Genomic DNA, 22887 nt, shown 5'->3' with positions numbered 1-22887 from the left:
GGCCGTACGTGCCCCGGTGCCGGGCGGCCGGGAGGCGGCACGGACAATGGAGTCATGGTGAGCATCGACCTCAGTGGGAAGACAGCGCTGGTCACGGGCTCGACCCAGGGCATCGGGGCGGCCATCGCGGCCGGTCTGGCGGGGGCGGGCGCGCGGGTCGGCGTCAACGGCCGCAGCGAGGGCTCGGTGGCCGCCGCCATCGAGCGCATGGACCACGGCGACCTGGTGGCGGCGCCCGGCGACGTCTCCACCGACGAAGGGCTCCAGCGGATCCTCGGCTCGCTGCCGCGGGTGGACATCCTCGTCAACAACCTGGGCATCTTCGGGGCCAGGCCCGCGATGGAGATCGACGACGCGGAGTGGCGGCGGTACTTCGAGGTCAACGTCCTGACCGCGGTGCGGCTGACGCGCGCCTACCTGCCGGGCATGATCGAGCGCGGCTGGGGCCGGATCCAGTACATCGCCAGCGACTCGGCCATCGTCACGCCCGCCGAGATGATCCACTACGGCATGAGCAAGACGGCGCTGCTGGCCGTCTCGCGCGGGTTCGCCAAGAAGGCCGCCGGGAGCGGGGTGACGGTCAACTCGGTGATCGCCGGGCCCACGCACACCGGCGGCGTGGAGGAGTTCGTCTACCAGCTCGTGGACCGGGAGCTGCCGTGGGAGGAGGCGCAGCGGGCGTTCATGCGCCAGTACCGTCCGCAGTCGCTCATCCAGCGGCTGATCGAGCCCGAGGAGATCGCCAACATGGTCGTCTACCTCAGCTCGCCGCTCGCCTCGGCGACCACGGGCGGCGCCCTGCGCGTGGACGGCGGCTACGTGGACGCCATCCTGCCCTGATCCCGGCCGCCCGCCCGCGCTCAGTACGACTGGAGCTCGATCAGGTTGCCCTCCGGGTCGCGCAGGTGGGCCGTGCGCAGGCCGGGCCCCCAGGCGGGACGGTCCTGGGGCGGCGCGGCGACCGTGGCCCCGAGCCGGACGAGCCGGTCGGTCTCGCCGTCCACGTCGTCGACCTTCATCACCAGCATCACCGTGTCCTGGGCGGCCGACGCAGGCAGCCCGGCGGTGCCGACGACCTCGGCGACGCGGTCGCGGCCGAAGAGCACCAGACCGGCCTGGCCGTCGATGTCCCAGTTGGCGTAGGCGGCCTCCGTCAGCACCTTGACCGGCTCCACGCCGAGGGCGGCCCGGTAGAAGGCGACGCTCGCCGGGAAGTCGCGCACCAGCAGCCGAGGGTAGAGGGCGTCCATCCTGGACCTCCAATATTAATGGGTGACTACCAACTATTGGCAACAACCTACACTTCTGGATGAGATGGAACTGCCACCCACCCTGCTCGGGACGACCACCTTCGTGCTGCACAAGGTCGGCGTCGCCAACCGGCGCGCCCTGGCCGCGCGGCTGACCGCCGACACGGGGCTGAGCCTGTGGGAGTTCGCGGCGCTGGCCACGCTCGACGACTTCGGTCCGGCCGCCCAGCGGGAGGTCGGCGACCGGCTGGGCCTCGACCCGAGCGACATGGTGCGCCTGATGGACGGGCTCATGAACGAGGGCCTGGCCGCCCGGGAGCGCGACCCCGCCGACCGCCGCCGCTACCGGATCTCGCTGACCGCCGCCGGCCGCGACACCCTCGAACGGGCCCGCGCGGTGGTGGCGGACGTCGAACGAGAGACCCTCGCCCCGCTGACGGACGCCGAGCGCCGCCACCTCCACATTCTCGTCACAAAACTCTTCTCCCCTTGACAAATTCCATAACCCACGTCAACTGAATAACAACAGTCACAACAACTGCCCTCTTTGCACAAAGAATCAGATCATGTTAGATGGAGGGCAAGCTCCGGGAGAGAGGACCGGGCATTGTGACGCTGATTCTCGATGGCGTCCGCGTACGGCAGCGCGGGGAGACCTGGCTCGACGACATCCACCTGGAACTACCCAACGGACTGACCACTCTCGTCGGCCCGATGAACTCGGGAAAGACCACGCTCATGCGGGTCGCCGCCGGGCTGCAGCCGCCTGATTCGGGGCGGGTGCTGGTCAACGGAAATGACGTCACCTCGATTTCCGTGCGAAAGCGCTCGGTCGCCTTCGTCTATCAGCAATTCATCAATTACCCGTCCCTCACCGTCCGGCAGAACATCGCCTCGCCGCTGCGGCTGGACCGGTCGTACCGGAAGGACGACATCGACCGGCGGGTGCGGGAGGTGGCCGCGATCATGGGCCTCGGCGACCTGCTGGACCGCAGGCCCGCGGAGCTGTCGGGCGGCCAGCAGCAGCGCACGGCGATCGCCCGCGCGCTGGCCAGGCCCGTGGACGTGCTGCTGCTCGACGAGCCGCTGGCCAACCTCGACTTCAAGCTGCGCGAGCAGTTGCGCGAGGACCTCAAGCGCATGTTCGCCGGCGCGCCTGGCGTCGTCCTGTACTCCACGGCCGACCCGAACGAGGCCCTGACCTTCGCCGCGCCCGCCGTGGTGCTCGGCGAGGGCCGGGTGCGGCACGTCGGCGACCCGGCCACCATGTACGCCGAGCCGCCCACGCTCGACGTCGCGGCCACGCTCAGCGACCCGCCGCTCAACCTGCTGCCCGGCACGGTACGGAACGGCCGGATCGAGGTCCTGGGCACGTCCTTCCCCGCGCCGCCCGTCCCCGCCTCGGGCCACGACGTCGTGCTGGGCATCCGCCCCCACCAGGTCACGATCACCAGGACCGGCCCCGGCGCGCTGGAGCTGCCCGCCGAGATCAGGCTGGCGGAGGTGACCGGCGGCGCGACGTTCCTGCACCTGCTGCTGGACGGACGGCGGCACCTGGTCGCCCACCTGCCGGGCACCCGGCAGTTCACCCCGGGCGAGCCGACCACCGCGTACGTGGACCCGCGGCACATCTTCGTGTTCGACGAGGCCGGCGGCCGATTACCGGCGGTCCCGGCGGCGGGGACCGGCCCGCATGGCTGACATCCGCCTGGAAGGCGTGGGCCACAGCTACGACGGCGGCCGCACCTGGGCGCTCAGGCCGACGACCTGGACGTGGCGCGGCGCCAGGGCCTACGCCCTGCTCGGGCCGAGCGGCTGCGGCAAGACGACGCTGCTCAACATCATCTCGGGACTGCTCACGCCCACCGTGGGCCGGATCTGGTTCGACGACCGCGAGGTGACCGGGGTCCCCACGGCCGGCCGCGACATCGCCCAGGTCTTCCAGTTCCCCGTCCTGTACGAGGAGATGTCCGTCTACGGCAACCTGGCCTTCCCGCTGCGCAACCGGAAGGTCCCGGCCGAGGAGGTCCACCGGCGCGTCCTGCGGGTCTCGGCCATGCTGGGCCTGGACGACGTGCTGCGCCGCCGGGCGCGCCGGCTCGACCCGGGCCGCAAGCAGATCGTCAGCCTGGGCCGCGGCCTGGTACGCGAGCAGGTGGCGGCCGTGCTGCTCGACGAGCCGCTGACCGTGGTGGACCCGGCGCTGAAGTGGACGCTGCGCAGCAAGCTCAAGGAGATCCACCGCGACACCGGCCACACCCTCGTCTACGTCACCCACGACCAGACCGAGGCGCTGACCTTCGCCGACGAGGTGGTCGTCCTCAACGACGGCCGGATCGTGCAGGCCGGGGAGCCGGCGGAGCTGTTCCTGTCGCCCGCGCACGAGTTCGTCGGCCACTTCATCGGCTCGCCCGGCATGAACGTGCTGCCCGCCGAGATCGGCGGCGACGGCGTGGTCAGGATCGGCCCCTCGGCGGTCGGCGCGGCCGGCGCGATGGGGGGTGGGTTGCCGCCCGGGCCGGTGCGGATCGGGGTGCGGCCCGAGTTCGTCCAGGTCGGCGGCCCGGCGTGGGGCCCCGGCGCGGCGGGCAGGGTGACCGGGGTCGACCGTATGGGCTCCCACGACCTGGTGCGCGCCGAGATCGGCGGCCGTCCGCTGATCGCCAGGACCGAGGCCGGCTCTCCCTGGACGCCGGGCACGGTCGTGTTCCTGCATTTCCCCGCGGACCGCACGTTCCTGTTCCGCGACGAGGTCAGGTGCGGCTCGCTCGCACCCCTGGACGGAAGGGGCCAGGCATGACCGACCGGACCGCCGTCGCGGGCAGCCAGACAGGCGGCGAAGCAGCCGGCGAGGTCGTCCCGGACGCCGCGCCCGCGACCCCGGCCGAGGCCGCCGGGTCGCGGGCCGATCCCCGTCCGCGGAACAACCGGGCCTGGCTGCTGGTGCTGCCGGTCGTGGTGTCGGTGGCCTTCACCGCCGTGATCCCGCTGATGACCGTCGTGAACTTCTCCGTCCAGGACGTCTTCAGCCCGGTGGACCGGGTGTTCGTCGGCCTGGACTGGTTCCGGCAGATCGCCCGCGACCCCGAGGTGCGCGCGGCGCTCGTGCGCACGCTGCTGTTCTCGGCCCAGGTGCTGCTGGTGGAGATCCCGCTCGGCGTGGTCATCGCCGTGTGCATGCCGCGCCGCGGGTTCTGGGTGTCGGTGGCGCTGGTGCTGGTGGCGCTGCCGCTGCTCATCCCGTGGAACGTCGTGGGCACGATCTGGCAGATCTTCGCCCGCGGCGACATCGGGCTCGGCGGCTGGGCGGTCAACAACGTGCTGCACGTCAACTTCAACTACACGCTCGACTCGGCCGACGCCTGGATCACCGTCCTGGTCATGGACGTGTGGCACTGGACGCCGCTGGTGGCGCTGCTGGCCTACGCGGGGCTGCGGTCGATCCCGGAGCCGTACTTCCAGGCCGCGCAGATCGACGGCGCCTCGGCGTGGGCGACGTTCCGGCACATCCAGCTCCCGCGGCTGCGCGGCGTGCTGACGATCGCGATCCTGCTGCGGTTCATGGACAGCTTCATGATCTACACGGAGCCGTTCGTGGTGACCGGCGGCGGGCCGGGGAACGCGACCTCGTTCCTGAGCATCCTGCTGTCGAAGATCGCCGTCGGCCAGTTCGACCTGGGCCCGGCGGGCGCGTTCTCGCTGCTGTACTTCCTGCTCGTCCAGGTCGCCTGTTACGTCTTCTTCACCGTGCTGACCAGGGCGGGGAGGTGAGCCCGATGCGCCACCGGCTGCCGTGGGCGCGCACGGTCTTCTGGCTGTACGCCGCCACGCTGATGTTGCCGCTGCTGTGGATGTTCGGCATGTCCATCCGCCCGAACGAGGACATCCTGGGCAGCTTCTCGCTGATCCCGCAGCGCGTGACCTTCGACAACTACGCCACGTTCTTCACCGATCCTTCGTGGTATTCGAGCTACCTGAACTCGATCGTCTACACCTCCATGAACGCGGTCATGTCGCTGGTGGTGGCGCTGCCGGCGGCGTACGCGTTCTCGCGGTTCCGCTTCGCCGGGGACAAGCACCTGTTCTTCTGGCTGCTGACGAACCGGATGGCGCCGCCCGCGGTGTTCCTGCTGCCGTTCTTCCAGATCTACCAGGCGGTCGGGCTGTTCGACACGCATCTGGGCGTGGCGATCGCGCACATGCTCTTCAACGTGCCGCTGGCGGTCTGGATCCTCGAAGGCTTCATGTCGGGGATCCCGCGGGAGATCGACGAGACCGCGGCGATCGACGGGTACTCGCTGCCGCGCTTCTTCGTCCGGATCTTCCTGCCGATGATCCGGTCCGCGCTCGGCGTCACCGCGTTCTTCTGCTTCATGTTCAGCTGGGTGGAGCTGCTGATCGCCCGGACGATCACGTCCGTGGACGCCAAGCCCATCGCGGCCACCATGACGCGGACGGTGAGCGCGGCGGGCGTGGACTGGGGGCTGCTGGCCGCGGCCGGCGTGCTGACGATCGTCCCCGGGGCCGTCGTCATCTGGTTCGTGCGCAACTACATCGCCAAGGGGTTCGCCCTGGGGAGGGTCTGACCGTGCAGTGGATGGTGTGGACCGCCCCCACGGCCCTGGTGTTCGCCGGGCTGGCGCTGCTGCTGTGCGGGATGGCCGTGTGGGCCCGGATCTCCCCGCCCGTGGCCCGGCGCGGGTTCCTGCGCATCGAGACCGACCGGGGCGACCGGCTGTACATCGGCCTGATCAGCGCGGCCGTCGTGCTGGCCCTGTGGATTGCAGTCACCGACCTGTCCATGTGGGCGGCGCTCGGCGTCGCGCTGCTGGTCGTGGTCGTGATCGGGATGTGGGGCTGAGAGGAAGGAGCCAGGCGATGAGGCATGCGATGGGTGCTGCGGCGGCGGTCGCGGCGGCGCTGGCCCTGGTGGTGGCCGGTTGCACGAGCGGCGAGGAGAAGCCGAGGAGCGACTTCAAGGAGGCCGACGGCAGGGCGGCGGCGCAACGCTGGGTGGCGGAGGAGTTCACGCCGAGCACGTTGTCGAAGGATCGGCAACTGGCGGAGATGGACTGGTTCATCAAGGCGGCGGCGCCGTACCGGGGCATGCAGATCAACGTGGTGTCCGAGACGATCACCACCCACGAGTACGAGTCCCAGAAGCTGGCCAAGGCGTTCACCGAGATCACCGGGATCAGGATCAAGCACGACCTGATCCAGGAGGGCGACGTCATCGAGAAGCTCCAGACGCAGATCCAGGGCGACCAGAACATCTACGACGCCTACGTCAACGACTCCGACCTCATCGGCACCCACTCGCGCGGCACGTACGTGTTCCCGCTGTCGGACTACATGGCCGGAGAGGGCAGGAACGTCACCTCCCCCACCCTCGACCTGAACGACTTCATCGGCATCAGCTTCACCACCGGCCCCGACAAGAAGATCTACCAGCTCCCCGACCAGCAGTTCGCGAACCTCTACTGGTTCCGCTACGACTGGTTCACCGACCCGGCGATCAAGAAGCAGTTCAAGGACGCCTACGGCTACGACCTGGGCGTGCCGGTCAACTGGGCGGCCTACGAGGACATCGCCGACTTCTTCAGCAACAAGGTCAACGGCGACGGGACCGTCGACGGCAAGAAGGTCTACGGCCACATGGACTACGGCCGCAAGGACCCCTCGCTGGGCTGGCGTTTCACCGACGCGTGGCTGTCCATGGCGGGCAACGGCGACCCCGGCATCCCCAACGGCCTGCCGGTGGACGACTGGGGCATCCGGGTGGAGAACTGCCGCCCGGTCGGCTCGTCGGTCACCCGCGGCGGCGACACCAACGGCCCGGCCTCGGTGTACGCCCTCACCAAGTACGTGGACTGGCTGAAGAAGTACGCGCCCCGCGAGGCCGCGGGCATGAACTTCAGCGAGGCGGGCCCGGTCCCGGCCCAGGGGAACATCGCCCAGCAGATCTTCTGGTACACCACGTTCACGGCCGACATGACCAAGAAGGGCCTGCCGGTCGTCAACGACGACGGCACCCCCAAGTGGCGCATCGCGCCCAGCCCGCACGGCGTCTACTGGAAGGACGGCAACAAGCTCGGCTACCAGGACGCCGGCTCGTGGACGCTGCTGAACAACACCCCCAAGGACCGCAGGGCCGCGGCCTGGCTCTACGCCCAGTTCGTCACCTCCAAGACGGTGTCGCTGAAGAAGTCGATCACCGGCCTGACCTTCATCCGCGACTCCGACATCAAGAGCGACTACTTCAAGGACAACGCGGCCAAGTACGGCGGTCTGATCGAGTTCTACAACTCCCCCGCCCGCAAGCAGTGGACCCCGACCGGCACGAACGTGCCCGACTACCCCAAGCTCGCCCAGCTCTGGTGGCAGAACGTGGCCACCGCCGTCACCGGCGAGACGACCCCGCAGCAGTCGATGGACAACCTGGCCAGGCAGCAGGACGAGATCCTGGCCCGGCTGGAACGCCTGTCGCGCGAGCGCCAGGGCTACGGCGGCCAGTGCGCGCCCAAGCTGAACCCCGAGCGTCCGGCCCAGTACTGGTTCGACCAGCCCGGCGCGCCCGCGCCGAAGCTGGCGGACGAGCGCGGCAAGCCCGCCACGCTCGACTACGACAAGCTCATTGCCCAGTGGAAGGCCGGCGGCTGACCAGCCCCCGCACCGCCCCGGCACCGGCCCCGCACCGGCCCCACACCTTCCCCGCGCCAACCCCCGCACCGGCGCGGGGCCGGTGCGGGGCCGTCAGGCCAGGCGGGTGCCGGTGTCCGACAGGCGTACCGGGGCGCCTGACGCGGCCGACAGGTTGGCGGCGACGCCGGTCAGGACGCTGCGGATGCCGTCCCGGTAGCCCGCCTGCCGGGCCAGCGGGTCGTCGGCCGGGCCGCGGAACACGTCGTCCAGCAGCAGCCGGTCGCCGCCGCCGTGCCCGCCACCGTGCCCCCCACCGTGCCCGCCCGCGCCCGACTCGATCGGCACCTCCCGAGGCTCCTCCCAGTGGGGGCGCAGGGTGAGCCGCTCCCAGGCCCCGGCGGCGTGCTCCTTGGACGCGGCGCTCGGGTCGATCGCCGCGTGCGGCGGCGTCCACGCCCGTTCGACGACCTCCAGCTCCAGCCGTCCCGCCGTCCCGTTGAACGCCACCCGGTAACCCTCGAAGGGCGCGTGGGCGTTCAGCGAGTACGTCAGCAGCGCCCCGCTGTCGTACCGGACCAGGACCGCCATGTTGTCGTCGATGGTGACGCCGTCGCCGAAGACGTCCTGGTCCCGGACGTAGCCGTCCTCGTGCTCGGCGTCCAGGTAGAGGCGCTTGAGCCGGGGATCGGCGGAGATGTCCAGGATGAACGGGTCGCTGCCGAGGCCGGGCGCGCCCTGGCCGCGTTCGGGACGGTCGGCCAGCCCCCGCGACCGCGCGTTGGCCGAGCCGTAGAACCGCAGCGACGTCTGCGCGAAGACGGTCTCCGGCGCCGCCCCGAGCCACCAGTTGACCAGGTCGAAGTGGTGGGTGGACTTGTGCACGAGCAGGCCGCCGGAGCTGCCCCGGTCGCGGTGCCAGCGGCGGAAGTAGTCCGCGCCGTGGATGGTGTCGAGCGTCCACTCGAAGTGCACGGACGTCACCTCGCCGACGGCGCCGTCCATGAGCAGGCGGCGCACGGCCGAGTTGCGCGGCGAGTACCGGTAGTTGAAGGTGACGATCAGCCTGCCGGTGCTGCGCCGGGCCGACTCGGCGATGGCCGCGCAGCTCTCGGCGTCCACGGTGAGCGGTTTCTCCACGATGACGTCGCGGCCGGCGTCCAGGGCCGCGCACACGTACCGGGCGTGCGCGGCGTCCACGGTCGCGACCACGACCGCGTCGGCGAGTTCGAGCACCTTGCCGAACTCGGCGGGGGCGAAGCAGGGCACCTCGTGGCCGATCCGCTCGACGTAGTAGTCCATGCGGGTCTGGTTGCCGTCGCACAGGGCGACGACGGTGCCGGTGTCGCGCCACTCACCGAGCAGGGCGTCGACGTACAGCTGCGCGCGGTGCCCGAGCCCGACGAACGCGTACCTCATGGTCGTCCTCTCAGCCGCCGAGGGCGGCGTTGGCCTCGGTCAGGAACTTCTGGGCGGCGGCGTCGGGCGCCATCCGGCCGAAGATGACCTCTTCGGTGTACCGCTTGAGCATGTCCTCCAGGGCGCTGGCGCCCTTCGGCGGCGCGGCGGGCGGGTCGGACAGCTCACCCTTGATGGAGTCGACGAACTCCAGCGTCTTCTGGTCCGCGGGCGGCAGCTTGTCCTTGACCGCGGCCAGGACCTTCGAGCTGGCGGGCAGGCCGCGGTCGCTGAGGATGATCCCGCCGACCTCGGCGTCGTTGATCATGAAGTCGATGAACTTGGCGGCCTCGGCGGCGTGCTCGCTCTTGGCGGAGGCGGTGTAGAACATCGCCGGCTGGAGGAACATGCCGCCGCTGCCGGCGCCCTCCGCCTTGGGCAGGCGCAGCAGGCTCATCTCCTTGCCCGACGCCTTGACGACCGCGCCGAGCTGGTTGCTCCACCACATGCCGGACGCGCCGGTGTTGGTGGCCAGCAGCGACTGGTCCACGCTGGTCGCGCCGACCTCGGCGGTCTTGGCGGCGTCGGGGCTGCCCTTGGCCTTGATCGTGTCCAGCATGACCTGCCACCAGGCCACGATCGTCCCGGGCGTGACGGCGATCTTGTTGCCCTGGTAGAAGGGCTCGCCGCGCTGGGCGGCGAAGATCTGCAGGAAGGCGGGGTTCCAGTTGAGCTGGGTGCCGTAGACCGTGCCGCCGCCCTTGGCGGTGATCTTCGAACTGAGGTCGACGTAGTCCTTCCAGGTCCACTTGGTGTCGTCGGGCACCTTCTCCCCGGCCGCCTCCACCACGGACGGGTTGAGCACCACCGAGAAGACGTTCGCGCCGGTGGGGACGGCGAACTGCTTGCCGTCGATGCCGCCGGTGCCGAGCAGCTTGGGGTCGATGTCGCCGGTCTGGACCTTGCCGGTCAGGTCGGCCAGCGTGCCGCGGTCGGCGTACTCGCGCAGGCCGCGGATCTCCAGCGTGATGACGTCCGGGGCGTCGCTGGCTGCCACCTTCGTGGACAGCGTCTCGTAGTAGCTGGCGAAGTCGGAGAACTCGCCCTCGACGTCGATGCCCGGATTCTTGGCCTCGAACTTCTTGATGGCCTCCTCGGTCATCTTCTGCCGAGCGTCGCTGCCCCAGTAGGAGAAGCGCAGCTTGACCTTCCCGCCGGCGCCCTCGTCGCCGCCGCTGCCGCAGGCCGCGGTGACCGCCAGCACAGCGGTGGCGAGCAGGGCCGCCGACCACATCTTCTTGCCAGAGCTCACGGCTCTACCTCCTGTGGGATTTCTCTGTGTCGGGGGGTGGGGGAACTACTTCAGGCCCGTGGTGGCCACACCACGGATCAGGTACTTCTGACCGGCCAGGAAGAAGCCGAAGATCGGCCCGAGCGCGACGATCGACATGGCGAACATCGGGCCCCAGGACGAGTCGCTGCTGGCGTCGAGGAAGGTGCGCAGAGCCACCGGAGCGGTGAAGTTGTCCGGGTTGTTGAGGTAGAGGAGCTGGCTGAGGAAGTCGTTCCACGTCCAGATGAACGTGAAGATCGCCGTCGTGGCCAGCGCCGGGGTGCAGAGCGGGATGATCACCCTGATGAACGTCCGCCAGTAGCCGGCGCCGTCGATCTCGGCGGCCTCGTCCAGCTCCCGGGGAAGGGAGCGGATGAACTGCACCATCAGGAACACGAAGAACGCGTCCGTGGCCAGCACCTTCGGCATGACCAGCGGCCAGATCGTGTTGATCAGCCCGAGCTTGGAGAACATGACGTACTGCGGCACGATCAGCACGTGGTGCGGCAGCATGATCGTGCCCAGCATGAGGGTGAACCACAGCTTCTTGAGCGGGAAGTTCAGCCGGGCGAAGGCGTAGGCGGCCAGCGAGCAGGCCACCAGGTTCGCCACCACCGACAGCACGGTGATCACCGCGGAGTTCCACAGGTAGTAGCCGAACGGGTGCTTGAGCGCGGTCCAGCCCTCGGTGTAGTTCTCCAGCGTCACCTCACTGGGCCACAGGCCGGGCTGCCGGAAGATCAGCTCCTCCGGTTTGAGCGAGCTGGAGATCATCCACAGCAGCGGATAGAGCATGACCAGGCCGAACCCGATCAGCAGCACGTGCTTGACCACCCGGCCGCCCTTGAGCGGGCGGAACAGGACGGGCAGCGGCCTACTTGGTGTCGCCATAGAAGACCCAATACTTGGACGCGAGGAAGTTCACCCCGGTGAGACCGGCGATGATGAGCAGCAGGACCCACGCCATGGCGGCCGCGTAGCCCATGTCGAAGCTCTTGAAGCCCTTGAGGTAGAGGTAGAGCGTGTTGAACATCGTGGAGTCGGCCGGTCCGCCCGAGCCGCCGCTCACGATGAACGACTGCGTGAACGACTGGAACGACTTGATGATCTCCAGCACCAGGTTGAAGAAGATGATCGGCGTCAGCAGCGGCAGCGTGATCGAGCGGAACCGGCGGAACGCGCCGGCGCCGTCCACCGAGGCGGCCTCGTAGTAGCTGGCGGGGATCTGCCGCAGCCCGGCCAGGAAGATGATCATCGGGGCGCCGAACGTCCAGACGTGCAGGATGATCAGCGTGCCGAGGGCGGTGTCGGGGTCGCTGACCCAGCCGGGCCCCTGGATCCCGAAGACCGACAGCACGGCGTTGACCAGGCCCTCGGCCCCGAAGACCTTGCGCCAGAGGATCGCGATCGCCACGCTGCCGCCCAGCAGCGAGGGCAGGTAGAAGATCGACCGGTAGAGCGACAGGCCGCGCAGCCCGCGGTCGAGCACCAGGGCCAGCACGAGCGCGAAGGCCAGTTGCAGCGGCACCGAGACGACCACGTAGATCGTCGTCACCTTCAGCGAGTTCAGGTAACGGGGGTCCTCGGTGAACATCTTGACGTAGTTGTCGAACCCGACCCACTTGGCCTCCTCAAGGAGGTTGTAGTCGGTGAACGACAGGTAGAGCGAGGCGACGATGGGACCGATCGTGATGACGAGCAGACCGGCGAACCAGGGCGCCAGGAACAGGTAGGCGGCCCGCGCCTCGCGGCGGGAACGTCTGGACGCACGGCGGTCTCCGCGCTCGGGCGGGGTCGCGGCGTCCGGGGGTCTCACCGCCACCGAGTCAGCCATGACGGAACTCATTCGTCATCACGGACCTTCCGGCGAGATGTGAACGGATAGCGCTTTCCTATAGCTGGCAGGAAAGTTCCGTCAACCCTTTGCAGACGTTACATCGCCGTTATCGATATATCGACATCGTGTTTTACCTGGTGACAAGCGCTTACCACGCAGAGGTAGGACGAATATTGCTGCGATTTAGTACAACCGTTTGCAGGTCATCGGGGCGGCGCCGTCGACTCCCGCAGCACCAACCTGGTCTCCAGCGAGGTCGTGGCGCTCACCTCCTGGATGAGCAGGTCGACCGCCAGCCGCCCGGCCGCCGCGGTGGGCATGGCGACCGTGGTGAGCTTGGGACGGTTCAGCCGCCCCGGGACGATGTCGTCGATGCCCACCACGCTGACGTCCTCCGGCACGCTGAGCCCGAGCTCGCCCAGCCCCTCGATGAGCCCGATCGCCATGAGGTCGTTGTAGGCCAGCACCCCGGTCACCCCGGCCTCGCGCACCGCGGACGCGGCGGCCAGGCCACCCCGCTCGGTGGGTGCGTTGGGCCCGATCACGACCAGGTCGACGCCCGCCACCCGCTCGGCGGCCGTCCGGATCTCGCCGCTCGTCCACGAGCCCGCCGGGCCCGACAGCAGCGCGACGCGGCGGTGACCGAGCGCGGCCAGGTGCTCGACCGCCAGCCGCGCGCCGTGCCCGACGTCCATGAGGACCGTGGCCGCGCCGCGCAGCCGGCGGTTGATCACCACGAACGGCACCCGCTCGGCCAGCCGCTCCAGCGCCTTGTTCGACGAGCGCGGGCTGCACAGCACCACGCCGTCCACCTGCTTGGAGAACGCCTGGATCAGCTCCTCCTCGGCGGCCGGCTCCTCGTCGGTGTCTGCCACGAACAGGTGGTAGTCGCGCTGCCGGGCCGCGGCGTGCGCGGCCTTGATCAGCGGCGGGAAGAACGGGTTGGCGATGTCGGCCACGATCAGGCCCAGGTTGTGGGTACGCCCGGTCGTGAGCGCCCTCGCCGCCCTGTTGGGCCGGTATCCCAGCTCCTCGGCCACCGTCAGCACCCTGGTACGGGTGGCGGCGTTCACCATGTGCGGCGCGGAGAACGTCCGCGACACGGTCGATACGTGCACACCGGAAGCGCGGGCCACATCACGAATCGTCACTGTCACAGTCGCCCACCCTAACGCAACCGCTTGCAGGAACCAGGGCGAGGATGAAAGCGCTTGCCGACCAGGCCGCTTCCAGGCGACCTGGCATATTCCCAGGTAGATGGTGTTGTCGGAAATCGGCTCTTGACGTCACTCCCTGCGTGACCCATAGGTTTAGTGCAACTGTTTGCAGTCCTGAAGGAGTCCCCCACGGTGAGCAGAGTGCTCGTCACCGGCAGCGCCGGACGCCTCGGCCGCAGCGTCGTCACCACGCTCGCGGCCGCCGGGCACGAGGTGATCGGCGTGGACCAGGCCCCCGGCACGCCGGTCGAGGCCGCCGCGACGTCACCGGCCGACCTCACCGACACCGGCCAGGCGTACGAGGTCGTCGCCCGGTTCCGGCCGGAGTCGGTGATCCATCTGGCGGCCATCGCGACGCCGTTCAGCCGGCCGGAGTCAGTGATCTTCCAGGTGAACACGCGGCTCGCGTTCAACGTCTGCGCGGCCTCGGTGGAGCTGGGCGTGGCCGGCGTGGTGGTGGCCAGCAGCCCCACGGTCATCGGGTACGGCGCGCCCGGCGGCTGGGCGCCGGCGTACCTGCCGATCGACGAGGAGCACCCGGCGCTGCCCTGGAACGCCTACAACCTGTCCAAACAGGTGGCCGAGCAGACCATGAAGGCGTTCGCGCGGGCGGGCCGGACGAGGATGGCGGCCGTCCGGCCGTGCTTCGTCATCCCGCCCGAGGAGTGGGCGGGCGCGCCCACGCAGTCGGGCCACACCGTCAGGGAACGGCTCGACCAGCCGGAGATCGGCGGCGTCTCGCTGTTCAACTACATCGACGCGCGCGACGCGGCCGAGCTGTTCGCCGTGCTGATCGCGGCGCTGCCCGAGCTGCCGGGCGGCGAGGTCTTCTTCGCCGGCGCGGCCGACGCCCTGGCCAGGGAGCCGCTGGCCGATCTGCTCCCGCAGGCCGTGCCCGGCACCGGGGAACTGGCGGCCGGGCTCACCGGCAGCGCTCCCGCCTTCTCGACGGACAAGGCGCGCCGCCTGCTCGGCTGGGAGCCCCAGCGAAGCTGGCGAACCGAACTCAAGGAATCCGAATGAATCTCAGCGGTGTGCTGTTCTTCCCCGTCACCCCCTTCGACGCCGACGGCGCCCTCGCCGAGCAGGTGCTGGCCGAGCACATCCGGCAGGGCATGGCCCACGGCCCCGGCGGCGTGTTCGTGGCCTGCGGCACCGGCGAGTTCTCCGCCCTGTCGGAGGCGGAGCACGCGCGGGCCGTCCGGGTGGCCACCGAGGTCGTGGGCGGGCGGGTGCCGGTGTTCGCCGGGGCGGGCGGCCCGATCGGCGCGGCGCTGAACCAGGCGCGGGCGGCCCGCGCGGCCGGCGCCGACGGGCTGCTGCTCATGCCTCCGTACCTGACTCAGGGGCCGGGCAGCGGTTTCGCCGCGTACGTGGCCGCCGTCGCCGCCGAGCTGCCGGTGATCGTCTACCAGCGCGGCGCGGTCGTGCTCGCTCCGGACGCCGTGGTCGAGCTGGCCGGCGTCCCCGGCGTGATCGGGCTCAAGGACGGGCTCGGCGACATCGACCGCATGCAGCGGACCGTCCTCGCGGTGCGCGAGAAGCACCCGGACTTCCTGTTCTTCAACGGCCTGCCGACGGCCGAGCTGACCATGCCCGCCTACCGCGGCATCGGCGTCGACCTGTACTCCAGCGCGGTCTTCGCCTTCGCCCCCGAGATCGCCGTGGCGTACCTGAAGGGCGACGAGCGGCTGCTGACCGAGTTCTACGCGCCGCTGGTCCGCCTGCGCGACAAGGTGCCGGGCTACCCGGTGGCCCTGGTCAAGGCCGGCGTACGGCTGCGCGGCCTCGACGTCGGCGCGGTGCGCCCGCCGCTGGTCGACGTGGCCGAGGACCACCTCGCCGAGCTGGACGCGCTGATCAGGTCCGGGCTCGCCCTGGCGGCCTCGTGATCACCGGCCTGCGGACCGAGCTGCGGACGGTCCCCCTGCCCCGCCCGTGGGGCCCGGACGTGCCGGCCAACCACGTGATCGTCTGCCACGTGACGCTGGCGGACGACCGCACCGGCACCGGGTTCTCCTGGACGCCGCAGATCGGCGCGCATGCCGTGCGGGCCCTGCTGGAGCACGACCTGCGTGAGGCGTTGATCGGGCTGCCCGCCCACCCCGAGCTGGTGTGGGACCGGCTGTGGCGGCACCTGCGCGAGGCCGGCCCCGGCGGGATCACCACGGTCGCGCTGGCCGGGATCGACCTGGCGCTGTGGGATCTGCGCTGCGGCGACACCGGGCTGGCCGACGTGCTGGGCCGGCGGCGCGAGCACGTCCCGGCCTACGGCAGCGGCGTCAACCTGCACTACTCCCTGGAGGAGCTGACCGGGCAGGCGCGGCGCTGGGTGGCCGCCGGGTACCGCGGCGTCAAGATCAAGGTGGGCCGTCCCGACCTGGCCGAGGACGTCGCCCGGGTGGCGGCCGTCCGCGAGGTGATCGGGCCCGACCGGCTGCTGATGATCGACGCCAACCAGCGGTGGGACCTCCACCGGGCCAGGCGCGCCCTGGCCGCGCTGCGCGAGTTCGACCTCCACTGGATCGAGGAGCCGCTGCCCGCCGACGACGTGGCCGCGCACGTCGAGCTGCGCCGCTCGACCGACGTGCCGGTCGCGGTGGGCGAGAACGTCTACACCGTGTACGGCTTCCGCGACCTGCTCACCGCGGGCGCCTGCGACATCGTCCAGCCGAACGTCGTGCGCGTCGGCGGCGTCACGCCGTTCCTGCGGATCGCGGAGCTGGCCAGGACGTTCGGCGTGCCGGTCCATCCGCACCTGCTGAGCGAGGTGTCCGGGCAGCTCGCCCTGGCGCTGCCGCTGCCGCCGCTGGCCGAGGACGTCGAGGACGCCTCGTTCGGCAGGCTGGGGCTGCTGGCCGAGCCGTACCCGGTGGAGATCGCGGACGGCGTGCTGCGCGTGGGCGGCCACGCGGGACTGGGGTTGCGATGGGCGTGAGGACGGACCCCGTCAAGGTCGTCCTGGCCGGGGCGCACGGGCACGGGCGGCATCACCTGGACGACCTGCGCAGGCTCGCGGCCACCGGGCTGGTCGAGCCGGCCGGGATCTGCGACGTGCGGCCGGTGGAGCTCGACGGCGCCCCCCTGCCCTGGTCGCCGGACCTGGGCGAGCTCGTCGCGGCCACGGGCGCGGAGATCACGATCGTCTGCACGCCGATCCACACGCACGCCGACCTTGCCGTCACGGCGCTGCGCGCCGGGTCGCACGTGCTGCTGGAGAAGCCGCCCGCGGCGAGCCCCGAGGCGCACGCGCGGATCGCCGCGGCGGTGGCCGAGACCGGGCTGGCCTGCCAGGTCGGCTTCCAGAGTCTCGGCTCGCGGGCCGTCCCCGCGCTGCGGGAGCTGATGGCGAGCGGCGCGCTCGGCCGTGTCCGCGGCATCGGCGGCGCGGGCGCGTGGGAGCGGCCCTCGTCGTACTTCACGCGCTCGTCCTGGGCCGGACGGCGTCGGCTGGACGGCGTGGACGTGGTGGACGGCGCGCTCACCAACCCCTTCGCGCACGCCGTCGCGACCGCGCTCGCCCTGGTGGACGGCCCGGTCGAGACGGTCGAGACCGAGCTCTACCGCGCCCACCCGATCGAGGCCGACGACACCTCCTGCCTGCGCGTCCGGATCGCGGGCGGGCCGGTGATCACGATCGCGGTGTCGTTGTGCGCGACCGGCCGGAGTGAGCCGTACCTGGTGGTGCACGGGGAGGCGGGGCGGGCGACGCTCACGTACACGCTGGACGAGCTGCGGGTCGAGCGGGCCGACGGCTCGGTCGAGACCACCGTGCACGAGCGCGCCGGGCTGCTGGAGAACCTGGTCGCGCACATCCGCACGGGGGCCGAGCTGCTCGTCCCGCTGGCCCGTACGGAGACGTTCACCCGGGTCCTGGACGCGGTGCGGCTGGCCCCCGAGCCGCTGCCCATCGCCGCGCGGCACCAGGTCGTGGAGCGCGACGACGCGGGCGAGGTCACCCACCGATTCCTGCCGGGCCTCGCCGAGCTGACCGCCCGCAGCGCCGAGGAGCTGGCGCTCTACTCCGAGCTCCGGGCCCCCTGGACGGAGGTGGAGCTGCGGGTGGCCGGCACGCCGGTCGCGGCCTACGAGTGGCGGCCCGACCTGCCCGTCACCGACTCACCGCGGCCGTACCTGCATCCGGTGCGCACGCTCGGCGGCGTCACCGTCACCCAGGTGCGCCCCGACGACCACGTGCACCACCTCGGCGCCGGCGTGGCGATCGCCGACCTGGGCGGCGCGAACTTCTGGGGCGGCCGCACCTACGTCAGGGGCCGGGGACCGGCCTGGCTGGACGACCACGGAAGGCAGCGGCACGTCGCCTTCACCCGGCTGGACGACGACGGCTTCACCGAGGAGCTGGAGTGGATCGGCCCCGGCGACCGGCTGATCGCCCGCGAGCGGCGCACGGTCGCCGCCCGGCCGGTCGGCGGCGCGTGGGCCCTCGACCTCACGTTCACGCTGACCAACCTCACCGGCTCGCCGCTGGAGGTCAACAGCTCGGCCACGAAGGGCCGGCCCGGCGCGGGCTACGGCGGGTTCTTCTGGCGCGCGCCCGGCTCCTCCTCCGGCCGGGTGACCTTCCCCGGGGACGAGGGGTCCGTGCACGGCAGCCGGGGCCGGTGGGTGGCCATGGCCGGGACCGAGCCGGACGGGCGGGACTGGACGCTGGTGTTCGTTCAGGCCGGCGACGATCCCTGGTTCGTGCGGGTGGCGGAGTATCCGGGGGTCGGGCAGGCGCTGGCGTGGGACCGTCCGCTCGTCGTCGAGGACGCGCTGACCAGGCGGGTGGTCACGGTCGTGGCCGACGGGCGGCTCGACGGGCCGTCGGCGTCGGCCCTGGCCGCCACCGTCGAGGCGATGATCTGAGGCGGTGATCTGAGGCGGTGATCGGGAAGCGCGCCTGACACCCGCTCTTCGGTAAGCCCTCATTCCCGGTTTCCCGGCGGTTCGGCGGGCCGCGGCTAGGGTGCGGAATCTGTGAACGCACCCGTCATCGCCCGCCCCGCCACCGCCAGGGACCCGTTCTTCGACAACGCGAAGTACCTGGCCATCGTGCTGGTCGTGTGCGGTCACCTGATCGAGGACCAGCGCGACGCGCCGCTCGCCCACGCGCTGTACTTCTACGTGTACGTCTTCCACATGCCGCTGTTCATCGTCCTAAGCGGCTATTTGTCCCGAAATTTCACGTTTTCGGGGGGCAAGGCGCGCAAACTCATCTCCACGCTCGCCGTCCCCTACCTGATCTTCGAGCTGGCCTACTCGCTCCCCCGCCCGATCCTGTACGGCAAGTTCGAGCTGAGCCTGCTCGACCCCTACTACCTCACCTGGTTCCTGCTCTCGCTGTTCCTGTGGCGGCTGTCCACGCCGGTGTGGCAGCAGCTCAAGTGGCCGCTCGCGGTCGCGGTCGCGCTGTCCCTGCTGACCGGGCTCGACCGGTTGCCCGGCGAGCTGGCCATGAACCGCACGTTCGCGCTGCTGCCGTTCTACGTGCTCGGCCTGATGGTGCGGCCCGAGCACTTCGCGTGGCTGCGGCGGCCTCCCATGCGGCTGGCCGGGTCCTGCGTGCTGGGGCTGGGGCTCGCGGTCGCGCTGCTGGTGCACGAGCGGGTGCCGACCGAGTGGATCAGGTGGCGGCACTCCAACGCGGCCATCGGCGTGGACGACCTCACCGGCACCGCGATCAGGCTGGCGCTGCTGGCGGCGGGGGCGGTGCTGGTGGCCGCGTTCCTGGCGGTCACCCCGTCCCGGCGTACCTGGTTCAGCGGGCTGGGGTCGGCCACCATGTACGCGTACCTGCTGCACGGCTTCGTGGTGAAGGGCGCCGAGCGGCTCGGCCTGGGCCTGCCGCTGTCACTCCTGCTGGGCGTCGTCACCGCCACCCTGCTGTGCGCCCCCTGGGTGCGCCGGCTCTTCCGCTGGGCCGTCGAACCCCGCATGACCTGGGCCTTCACCCCGCTGCGCCGTCCCGGCTGACTCGTGCCTGAGCAGGCGCAGCGCGCCCCTGGACAGCGCGACCAGGATGTCGGCGCACTCGTCCAGGTCGGGGTAGCGGCCCTCCAGGTGGCCCATGGCCAGCGCGTTCGTGGCCGCGTTGACGCCCTCGGCGATCATCTCCAGGCGCCGCCGGTCGCGCTCGTCGCCGGCGGTGTAGCCGAGCGCGGCCAGGTCGGCCGCGTGGTGCTCGCGGTAGGCCGCGGCCGTACGGGCGGCGAAGTCGCGCAGCGAGGAGGACGGGTCGTGCCGCGCGCGCAGCTGGATGCGCAGCAGCTCGGGGTGGCGGCAGATCGCCTCCAGCGGGATGCGGAAGGTGTCGCGGTGGCGTTCGAGGTCGTCGGGCGCCTCGCGGGCCCTGCGCCGCGCCTCCCGCATCGCCCGGCGCAGCCGGTCGCCGCCCTCCTCGCCGAGCACCCGCAGCAGCTCCTGCATGTCCTTGAAGTGCACGTAGAAGCTCGACTGGGCGATTCCTGCGGCCTTGGCGACCTTGCCGGTGGTCAGGCCGGCCTCGCCCTCCTCGTCGAGGAGCGTCAGGGCCGCCCTGATCAGCCTGCGCCGGGTCAGGTCCTTCGCCTCGCTTCTGCTGCGCGGTGTGCTGGTCACGATCGCCTCACGGGACTTGTGTGTGCTTTCACCGATAGTACTATCGGTGAAATCGCCGAAGGAGAGTCATGGCCATCGATTTCACTCTCGCTCCCGAACACGAGGAGATCCGCGGGCGGGTCAGGTCCTTCATCCAGGAGACCGTGATCCCGACGATGTCCGGCGTGGAGGAGGGCGACCGGGACGCCTACCTCCGCACGATCTTCGAGCTGCGCCGCCGGGCGAAGGACGAGGGGCTGTGGCTGCCGCACATGCCCGAGGAGTGGGGCGGCATGGGCCTCGGCCACGTCGAGCTGGCCATGGTGCAGTCGGAGGCGGCCAAGACCCGCATCGGCCCGTGGGTGCTCAACTGTCAGGCCCCCGACGAGGGCAACATGCACACCCTGCTCCACTGGGCGGACGACGAGCAGAAGGAGAAGTACCTGCGGCCGCTGCTGGACGGCGTCCAGATGTCGTGCTTCGCGATGACCGAGCCCGAGGTGGCCGGGTCCGACCCCACCCTGATCCGCACCGAGGCCGTCAAGGACGGCGACGAGTGGGTGATCAACGGCCACAAGTGGTTCATCTCCAACGCCCGCCGGGCGAGCTTCGCCATCCTCATCGCGCGCACCGAGAAGGATGTGCCCGACGGCTCCCGCGGCGCGAACACGGCCTTCCTGGTCGACCTGCCCAATCCGGGCTGGAAGGACGTGCGCGAGGTCGAGACCATGCACGGCTCGACCGGCCACAGCGAGATCGTGATCGAGGACCTCCGGGTGCCCGACAGCGCGGTCCTGGGCGGCCGGGGCAACGGCCACCGGCTGGGCCAGTACCGGCTGGGCCCGGCGCGGCTCGCCCACTGCATGCGGTGGATCTCGCAGGCCGAGACGGCGCTGGACATGATGGTGGACCGGGCGCTCAACCGCTACAGCCACGGCTCGCTGCTGGCCGAGAAGCAGGGCGTGCAGTGGCTGATCGCCGACTCGGCCATGGAGCTCTACCAGTGCAAGCTGATGGTCCTGCACGCCGCCTCGAAGATCGACAGGGGCGAGGACTTCCGTACGGAGGTGTCGATGGCCAAGCACTTCGTGGCCAACAGCCTCAACCGGATCGTGGACCGGGCGATCCAGGTGCACGGCGCGCTCGGCTACTCGACCGACACTCCGCTGGCGAGCATGTTCCAGCACGCCCGCTGGGCCCGTTTCGCCGACGGCGCCGACGAGATCCACCAGATGCGCATCGCCGAGCGCACGATCGCGGCCTACCAGGTGACCGGTTCGACGAGCGCGGCGACGGGCGGCCTGCCGCTATAACGCGAAATATCCCCGCATGGCGGGGTGCCAGCGGTTGGCCGGGACGCCCCTCAACGCGGCCACCCCCAGGCAGTACTTGCTCACGCTGACCGGCCGCACCCCCAGCCCGCGCAGCACCCGGTCCACCGGCGCCCGCCCGTCGGCCGACTTCGACTCCAGCAGCACCCGGTCGCCGCGGGCGGGCACGCTCCGGCCGCCGTCGCGGCAGAGCAGGCCGGTGTCGCAGGTCAGCCGGGTCTGCCCGGCCACGAGCGTGACCCGCTGGTAGTCGGTGGACAGCACGGGCCCCAGCGCGTCGGGCACGGCGACGCTCAGCTCTCTGCTCAGCGTGTCACCGACGAACTCCATGGCCTCCGTGGTCAGCTCGCCGGCCGGGGCGGCATCGTAGGGGATGCGGCGTTTGTCGGTGTTGCCGCGCGCGCCGTTCAGCTTCAGCTCCAGCCACCGGCCGCCGCCGTCCAGGTACGTACGGGTGCGCAGCTTGAACCGGCGTCGCCGGTCCTGCCGGTGGTGGCGGAAGGTCAGCAGGTCGGGGGTGTCGAAGTAGGTCGAGGTGTAACGGAACTGGCGAAGGGCCCCGATCCGCAACACCGAGAACCGGTCGCCCAGCTCGGCCGCGAGCCTGGCCATGACCGGGACGCTGACCACGTACTTGTGGTCCGTCCGGCTCATCAGCTCGGGCACCTCGTCCAGCCCGACCGGCGGCAGCCCGGCGGCGACACCCGCCATCAGCGCGCTCGCGTCCCTCATCGGGCCACCTCGGCGAGCTGGAAGCGCACGTCCACCACGGTCACGTCGCGCACGTAGTCCACCTGGGTGACGACGCAGTGCAGGACGCGGCCGCGCAACCGGCTCTCCAGGTCGGCCCTGAGCAGCTCGGGGTCGGCGTGCACGACGTCCAGCGTCACGAGCTGCTGCCGCGTGCGGCCGAGCAGGCGGGGATGGTCGGCGACGTACACGACGGCCAGGAGCACGCCGTCCAGGAAGAGCGCGGTCAGCGGGAGCTGCGAGGCGATGCCGTTCACCAGCCCGAGGACGATCGCCACGAAGTAGTAGGCGATCTCCTGCTGGGTGATCTCGCTGGACCGCAGCCGGATGATCGACAACACCCCGAACAGCCCGAACCCGACCGCCAGGTCCACCCGCTGGACCAGCAGCAGGGAGACCACCGCGAAGATGCCCAGGTTCAGCGCCACGTAGGCGAACAGCAGGTCGCGCCGGTGATGTCGCCGGTAGTACAGGCCGTAGGCCAGGACGGTGATCGCCGCCAGGTCCATCGCCAGTCCGGCCGTCACGGTGTCTTGCCCCTCGTTCTCATGTC

At 70.8% G+C, this 22887-nt stretch carries 22 protein-coding genes and 1 pseudogene; 14 read left to right on the top strand and 9 right to left on the bottom strand.

The window, feature by feature from the left end; genetic code table 11:
- Positions 1-57: 57 nt before the first annotated feature.
- Positions 58-840, top strand: a complete 783-nt coding sequence (locus ACWCSU_RS03435; protein ID WP_449933728.1) for an SDR family NAD(P)-dependent oxidoreductase — start codon at positions 58-60, stop codon at positions 838-840.
- A gap of 20 nt (positions 841-860) precedes the next feature.
- Here ACWCSU_RS03435 and ACWCSU_RS03430 read toward each other — a convergent pair whose 3' ends face one another.
- On the bottom strand, positions 861-1250 hold the full coding sequence (locus ACWCSU_RS03430) for a VOC family protein (RefSeq protein ID WP_357694843.1): 390 nt from the start codon (positions 1248-1250) through the stop codon (positions 861-863).
- 64 nt (positions 1251-1314) lie between these two features.
- On the opposite strand from ACWCSU_RS03430, the gene ACWCSU_RS03425 reads away from it, so the two are divergent.
- The 7 genes from ACWCSU_RS03425 (at position 1315) to ACWCSU_RS03395 (ending at position 7910) form a co-directional block, all read left to right on the top strand.
- A complete protein-coding gene (locus tag ACWCSU_RS03425; protein ID WP_357694841.1) occupies positions 1315-1743 on the top strand; it encodes a MarR family winged helix-turn-helix transcriptional regulator in 429 nt (142 codons plus the stop codon).
- A gap of 116 nt (positions 1744-1859) precedes the next feature.
- Positions 1860-2951: an ABC transporter ATP-binding protein gene (locus ACWCSU_RS03420; protein ID WP_449933283.1), complete on the top strand. Its 1092-nt coding sequence runs from the start codon at positions 1860-1862 to the stop codon at positions 2949-2951.
- The gene (locus tag ACWCSU_RS03415; protein ID WP_449933281.1) at positions 2944-4050 is read left to right on the top strand and encodes an ABC transporter ATP-binding protein; all 1107 of its coding nucleotides are present in this window, start codon (positions 2944-2946) and stop codon (positions 4048-4050) included. Before ACWCSU_RS03420 ends, ACWCSU_RS03415 begins: the two co-directional genes overlap by 8 nt.
- A complete protein-coding gene (locus tag ACWCSU_RS03410; RefSeq protein WP_449933279.1) occupies positions 4047-5021 on the top strand; it encodes a carbohydrate ABC transporter permease in 975 nt (324 codons plus the stop codon). The genes ACWCSU_RS03415 and ACWCSU_RS03410 overlap by 4 nt, the downstream gene beginning before the upstream one ends.
- Before the next feature lie 5 nt (positions 5022-5026).
- A complete protein-coding gene (locus tag ACWCSU_RS03405; protein WP_364089320.1) occupies positions 5027-5836 on the top strand; it encodes a carbohydrate ABC transporter permease in 810 nt (269 codons plus the stop codon).
- Positions 5837-5847: 11 nt separating this feature from the next.
- Positions 5848-6111 (top strand): DUF2160 family membrane protein, encoded by a 264-nt coding sequence (locus ACWCSU_RS03400; protein WP_364089556.1) that lies wholly within the window; start codon positions 5848-5850, stop codon positions 6109-6111.
- 17 nt (positions 6112-6128) lie between these two features.
- Positions 6129-7910: an ABC transporter substrate-binding protein gene (locus tag ACWCSU_RS03395; protein ID WP_449933276.1), complete on the top strand. Its 1782-nt coding sequence runs from the start codon at positions 6129-6131 to the stop codon at positions 7908-7910.
- Positions 7911-8003: 93 nt separating this feature from the next.
- Here the strand turns inward: ACWCSU_RS03395 and ACWCSU_RS03390 are convergent, their stop codons facing one another.
- The 5 genes from ACWCSU_RS03390 to ACWCSU_RS03370 all read right to left on the bottom strand — a co-directional run bounded on the left by ACWCSU_RS03390 (position 8004) and on the right by ACWCSU_RS03370 (position 13614).
- The gene (locus tag ACWCSU_RS03390; RefSeq protein ID WP_449933274.1) at positions 8004-9308 is read right to left on the bottom strand and encodes a Gfo/Idh/MocA family protein; all 1305 of its coding nucleotides are present in this window, start codon (positions 9306-9308) and stop codon (positions 8004-8006) included.
- Positions 9309-9318: 10 nt separating this feature from the next.
- On the bottom strand, positions 9319-10599 hold the full coding sequence (locus ACWCSU_RS03385) for an ABC transporter substrate-binding protein (protein ID WP_449933272.1): 1281 nt from the start codon (positions 10597-10599) through the stop codon (positions 9319-9321).
- Between the two features lie 45 nt (positions 10600-10644).
- Positions 10645-11511 carry a carbohydrate ABC transporter permease gene (locus ACWCSU_RS03380; protein WP_397039945.1) on the bottom strand — a complete coding sequence of 289 codons (867 nt, stop codon included), beginning with the start codon at positions 11509-11511 and terminating at the stop codon, positions 10645-10647.
- Complete coding sequence (locus ACWCSU_RS03375; protein ID WP_449933270.1) at positions 11495-12466, bottom strand: carbohydrate ABC transporter permease; 972 nt, start codon at positions 12464-12466, stop codon at positions 11495-11497. Before ACWCSU_RS03375 ends, ACWCSU_RS03380 begins: the two co-directional genes overlap by 17 nt.
- Before the next feature lie 194 nt (positions 12467-12660).
- A complete protein-coding gene (locus tag ACWCSU_RS03370; protein ID WP_449933268.1) occupies positions 12661-13614 on the bottom strand; it encodes a LacI family DNA-binding transcriptional regulator in 954 nt (317 codons plus the stop codon).
- A 192-nt stretch (positions 13615-13806) separates the two neighbouring features.
- On the opposite strand from ACWCSU_RS03370, the gene ACWCSU_RS03365 reads away from it, so the two are divergent.
- From ACWCSU_RS03365 to ACWCSU_RS03345, 5 genes are all read left to right on the top strand, one after another.
- A complete protein-coding gene (locus ACWCSU_RS03365) occupies positions 13807-14697 on the top strand; it encodes an NAD-dependent epimerase/dehydratase family protein (protein ID WP_449933266.1) in 891 nt (296 codons plus the stop codon).
- Positions 14694-15566 carry a 5-dehydro-4-deoxyglucarate dehydratase gene (locus ACWCSU_RS03360; protein WP_357694819.1) on the top strand — a complete coding sequence of 291 codons (873 nt, stop codon included), beginning with the start codon at positions 14694-14696 and terminating at the stop codon, positions 15564-15566. The genes ACWCSU_RS03365 and ACWCSU_RS03360 overlap by 4 nt, the downstream gene beginning before the upstream one ends.
- On the top strand, positions 15563-16612 hold the full coding sequence (locus ACWCSU_RS03355) for a mandelate racemase/muconate lactonizing enzyme family protein (protein WP_449933264.1): 1050 nt from the start codon (positions 15563-15565) through the stop codon (positions 16610-16612). The genes ACWCSU_RS03360 and ACWCSU_RS03355 overlap by 4 nt, the downstream gene beginning before the upstream one ends.
- The gene (locus ACWCSU_RS03350; protein ID WP_449933262.1) at positions 16603-18543 is read left to right on the top strand and encodes a DUF6807 family protein; all 1941 of its coding nucleotides are present in this window, start codon (positions 16603-16605) and stop codon (positions 18541-18543) included. The genes ACWCSU_RS03355 and ACWCSU_RS03350 overlap by 10 nt, the downstream gene beginning before the upstream one ends.
- Positions 18544-18654: 111 nt before the next feature.
- The gene (locus tag ACWCSU_RS03345; RefSeq protein WP_449933260.1) at positions 18655-19650 is read left to right on the top strand and encodes an acyltransferase family protein; all 996 of its coding nucleotides are present in this window, start codon (positions 18655-18657) and stop codon (positions 19648-19650) included.
- A 447-nt stretch (positions 19651-20097) separates the two neighbouring features.
- On the opposite strand, the pseudogene ACWCSU_RS03340 reads toward ACWCSU_RS03345, so the two are convergent.
- A pseudogene (locus tag ACWCSU_RS03340) lies at positions 20098-20274 on the bottom strand (TetR family transcriptional regulator); the annotation flags it as partial.
- Positions 20275-20342: 68 nt separating this feature from the next.
- Between ACWCSU_RS03340 and ACWCSU_RS03335 the strand changes: the two are divergent.
- On the top strand, positions 20343-21566 hold the full coding sequence (locus ACWCSU_RS03335) for an acyl-CoA dehydrogenase family protein (protein ID WP_449933258.1): 1224 nt from the start codon (positions 20343-20345) through the stop codon (positions 21564-21566).
- Here ACWCSU_RS03335 and ACWCSU_RS03330 read toward each other — a convergent pair.
- Together ACWCSU_RS03330 and ACWCSU_RS03325 are read right to left on the bottom strand one after the other, a co-directional pair.
- Positions 21561-22316, bottom strand: a complete 756-nt coding sequence (locus ACWCSU_RS03330) for a polyphosphate polymerase domain-containing protein (protein WP_449933256.1) — start codon at positions 22314-22316, stop codon at positions 21561-21563. The two genes, ACWCSU_RS03335 and ACWCSU_RS03330, sit on opposite strands and share 6 nt — an antisense overlap.
- Complete coding sequence (locus ACWCSU_RS03325) at positions 22313-22843, bottom strand: DUF4956 domain-containing protein (RefSeq protein ID WP_449933726.1); 531 nt, start codon at positions 22841-22843, stop codon at positions 22313-22315. The genes ACWCSU_RS03330 and ACWCSU_RS03325 overlap by 4 nt, the downstream gene beginning before the upstream one ends.
- Between the last annotated feature and the right edge of the window lie 44 nt (positions 22844-22887).

The organism is Nonomuraea sp. NPDC001699, assembly GCF_053596455.1.
Note: the sequence above shows the minus strand (reverse complement) of the source record. Positions and strands in the feature narration are given on the sequence as shown.

Bases quoted from the DNA above. Each gene is read 5' to 3' on its own strand.
- ACWCSU_RS03405 (WP_364089320.1), top strand. From the start codon at position 5,027: ATGCGCCACCGGCTGCCGTGGGCGCGCACGGTCTTCTGGCTGTACGCC.
- ACWCSU_RS03380 (WP_397039945.1), bottom strand. From the start codon at position 11,511: ATGGCGACACCAAGTAGGCCGCTGCCCGTCCTGTTCCGCCCGCTCAAG.
- ACWCSU_RS03350 (WP_449933262.1), top strand. From the start codon at position 16,603: ATGGGCGTGAGGACGGACCCCGTCAAGGTCGTCCTGGCCGGGGCGCAC.
- ACWCSU_RS03425 (WP_357694841.1), top strand. From the start codon at position 1,315: ATGGAACTGCCACCCACCCTGCTCGGGACGACCACCTTCGTGCTGCAC.
- ACWCSU_RS03415 (WP_449933281.1), top strand. From the start codon at position 2,944: ATGGCTGACATCCGCCTGGAAGGCGTGGGCCACAGCTACGACGGCGGC.
- ACWCSU_RS03410 (WP_449933279.1), top strand. From the start codon at position 4,047: ATGACCGACCGGACCGCCGTCGCGGGCAGCCAGACAGGCGGCGAAGCA.
- ACWCSU_RS03395 (WP_449933276.1), top strand. From the start codon at position 6,129: ATGAGGCATGCGATGGGTGCTGCGGCGGCGGTCGCGGCGGCGCTGGCC.
- ACWCSU_RS03390 (WP_449933274.1), bottom strand. From the start codon at position 9,308: ATGAGGTACGCGTTCGTCGGGCTCGGGCACCGCGCGCAGCTGTACGTC.
- ACWCSU_RS03330 (WP_449933256.1), bottom strand. From the start codon at position 22,316: ATGAGGGACGCGAGCGCGCTGATGGCGGGTGTCGCCGCCGGGCTGCCG.
- ACWCSU_RS03360 (WP_357694819.1), top strand. From the start codon at position 14,694: ATGAATCTCAGCGGTGTGCTGTTCTTCCCCGTCACCCCCTTCGACGCC.
- ACWCSU_RS03335 (WP_449933258.1), top strand. From the start codon at position 20,343: ATGGCCATCGATTTCACTCTCGCTCCCGAACACGAGGAGATCCGCGGG.
- ACWCSU_RS03400 (WP_364089556.1), top strand. From the start codon at position 5,848: ATGGTGTGGACCGCCCCCACGGCCCTGGTGTTCGCCGGGCTGGCGCTG.
- ACWCSU_RS03375 (WP_449933270.1), bottom strand. From the start codon at position 12,466: ATGAGTTCCGTCATGGCTGACTCGGTGGCGGTGAGACCCCCGGACGCC.
- ACWCSU_RS03430 (WP_357694843.1), bottom strand. From the start codon at position 1,250: ATGGACGCCCTCTACCCTCGGCTGCTGGTGCGCGACTTCCCGGCGAGC.
- ACWCSU_RS03325 (WP_449933726.1), bottom strand. From the start codon at position 22,843: ATGGACCTGGCGGCGATCACCGTCCTGGCCTACGGCCTGTACTACCGG.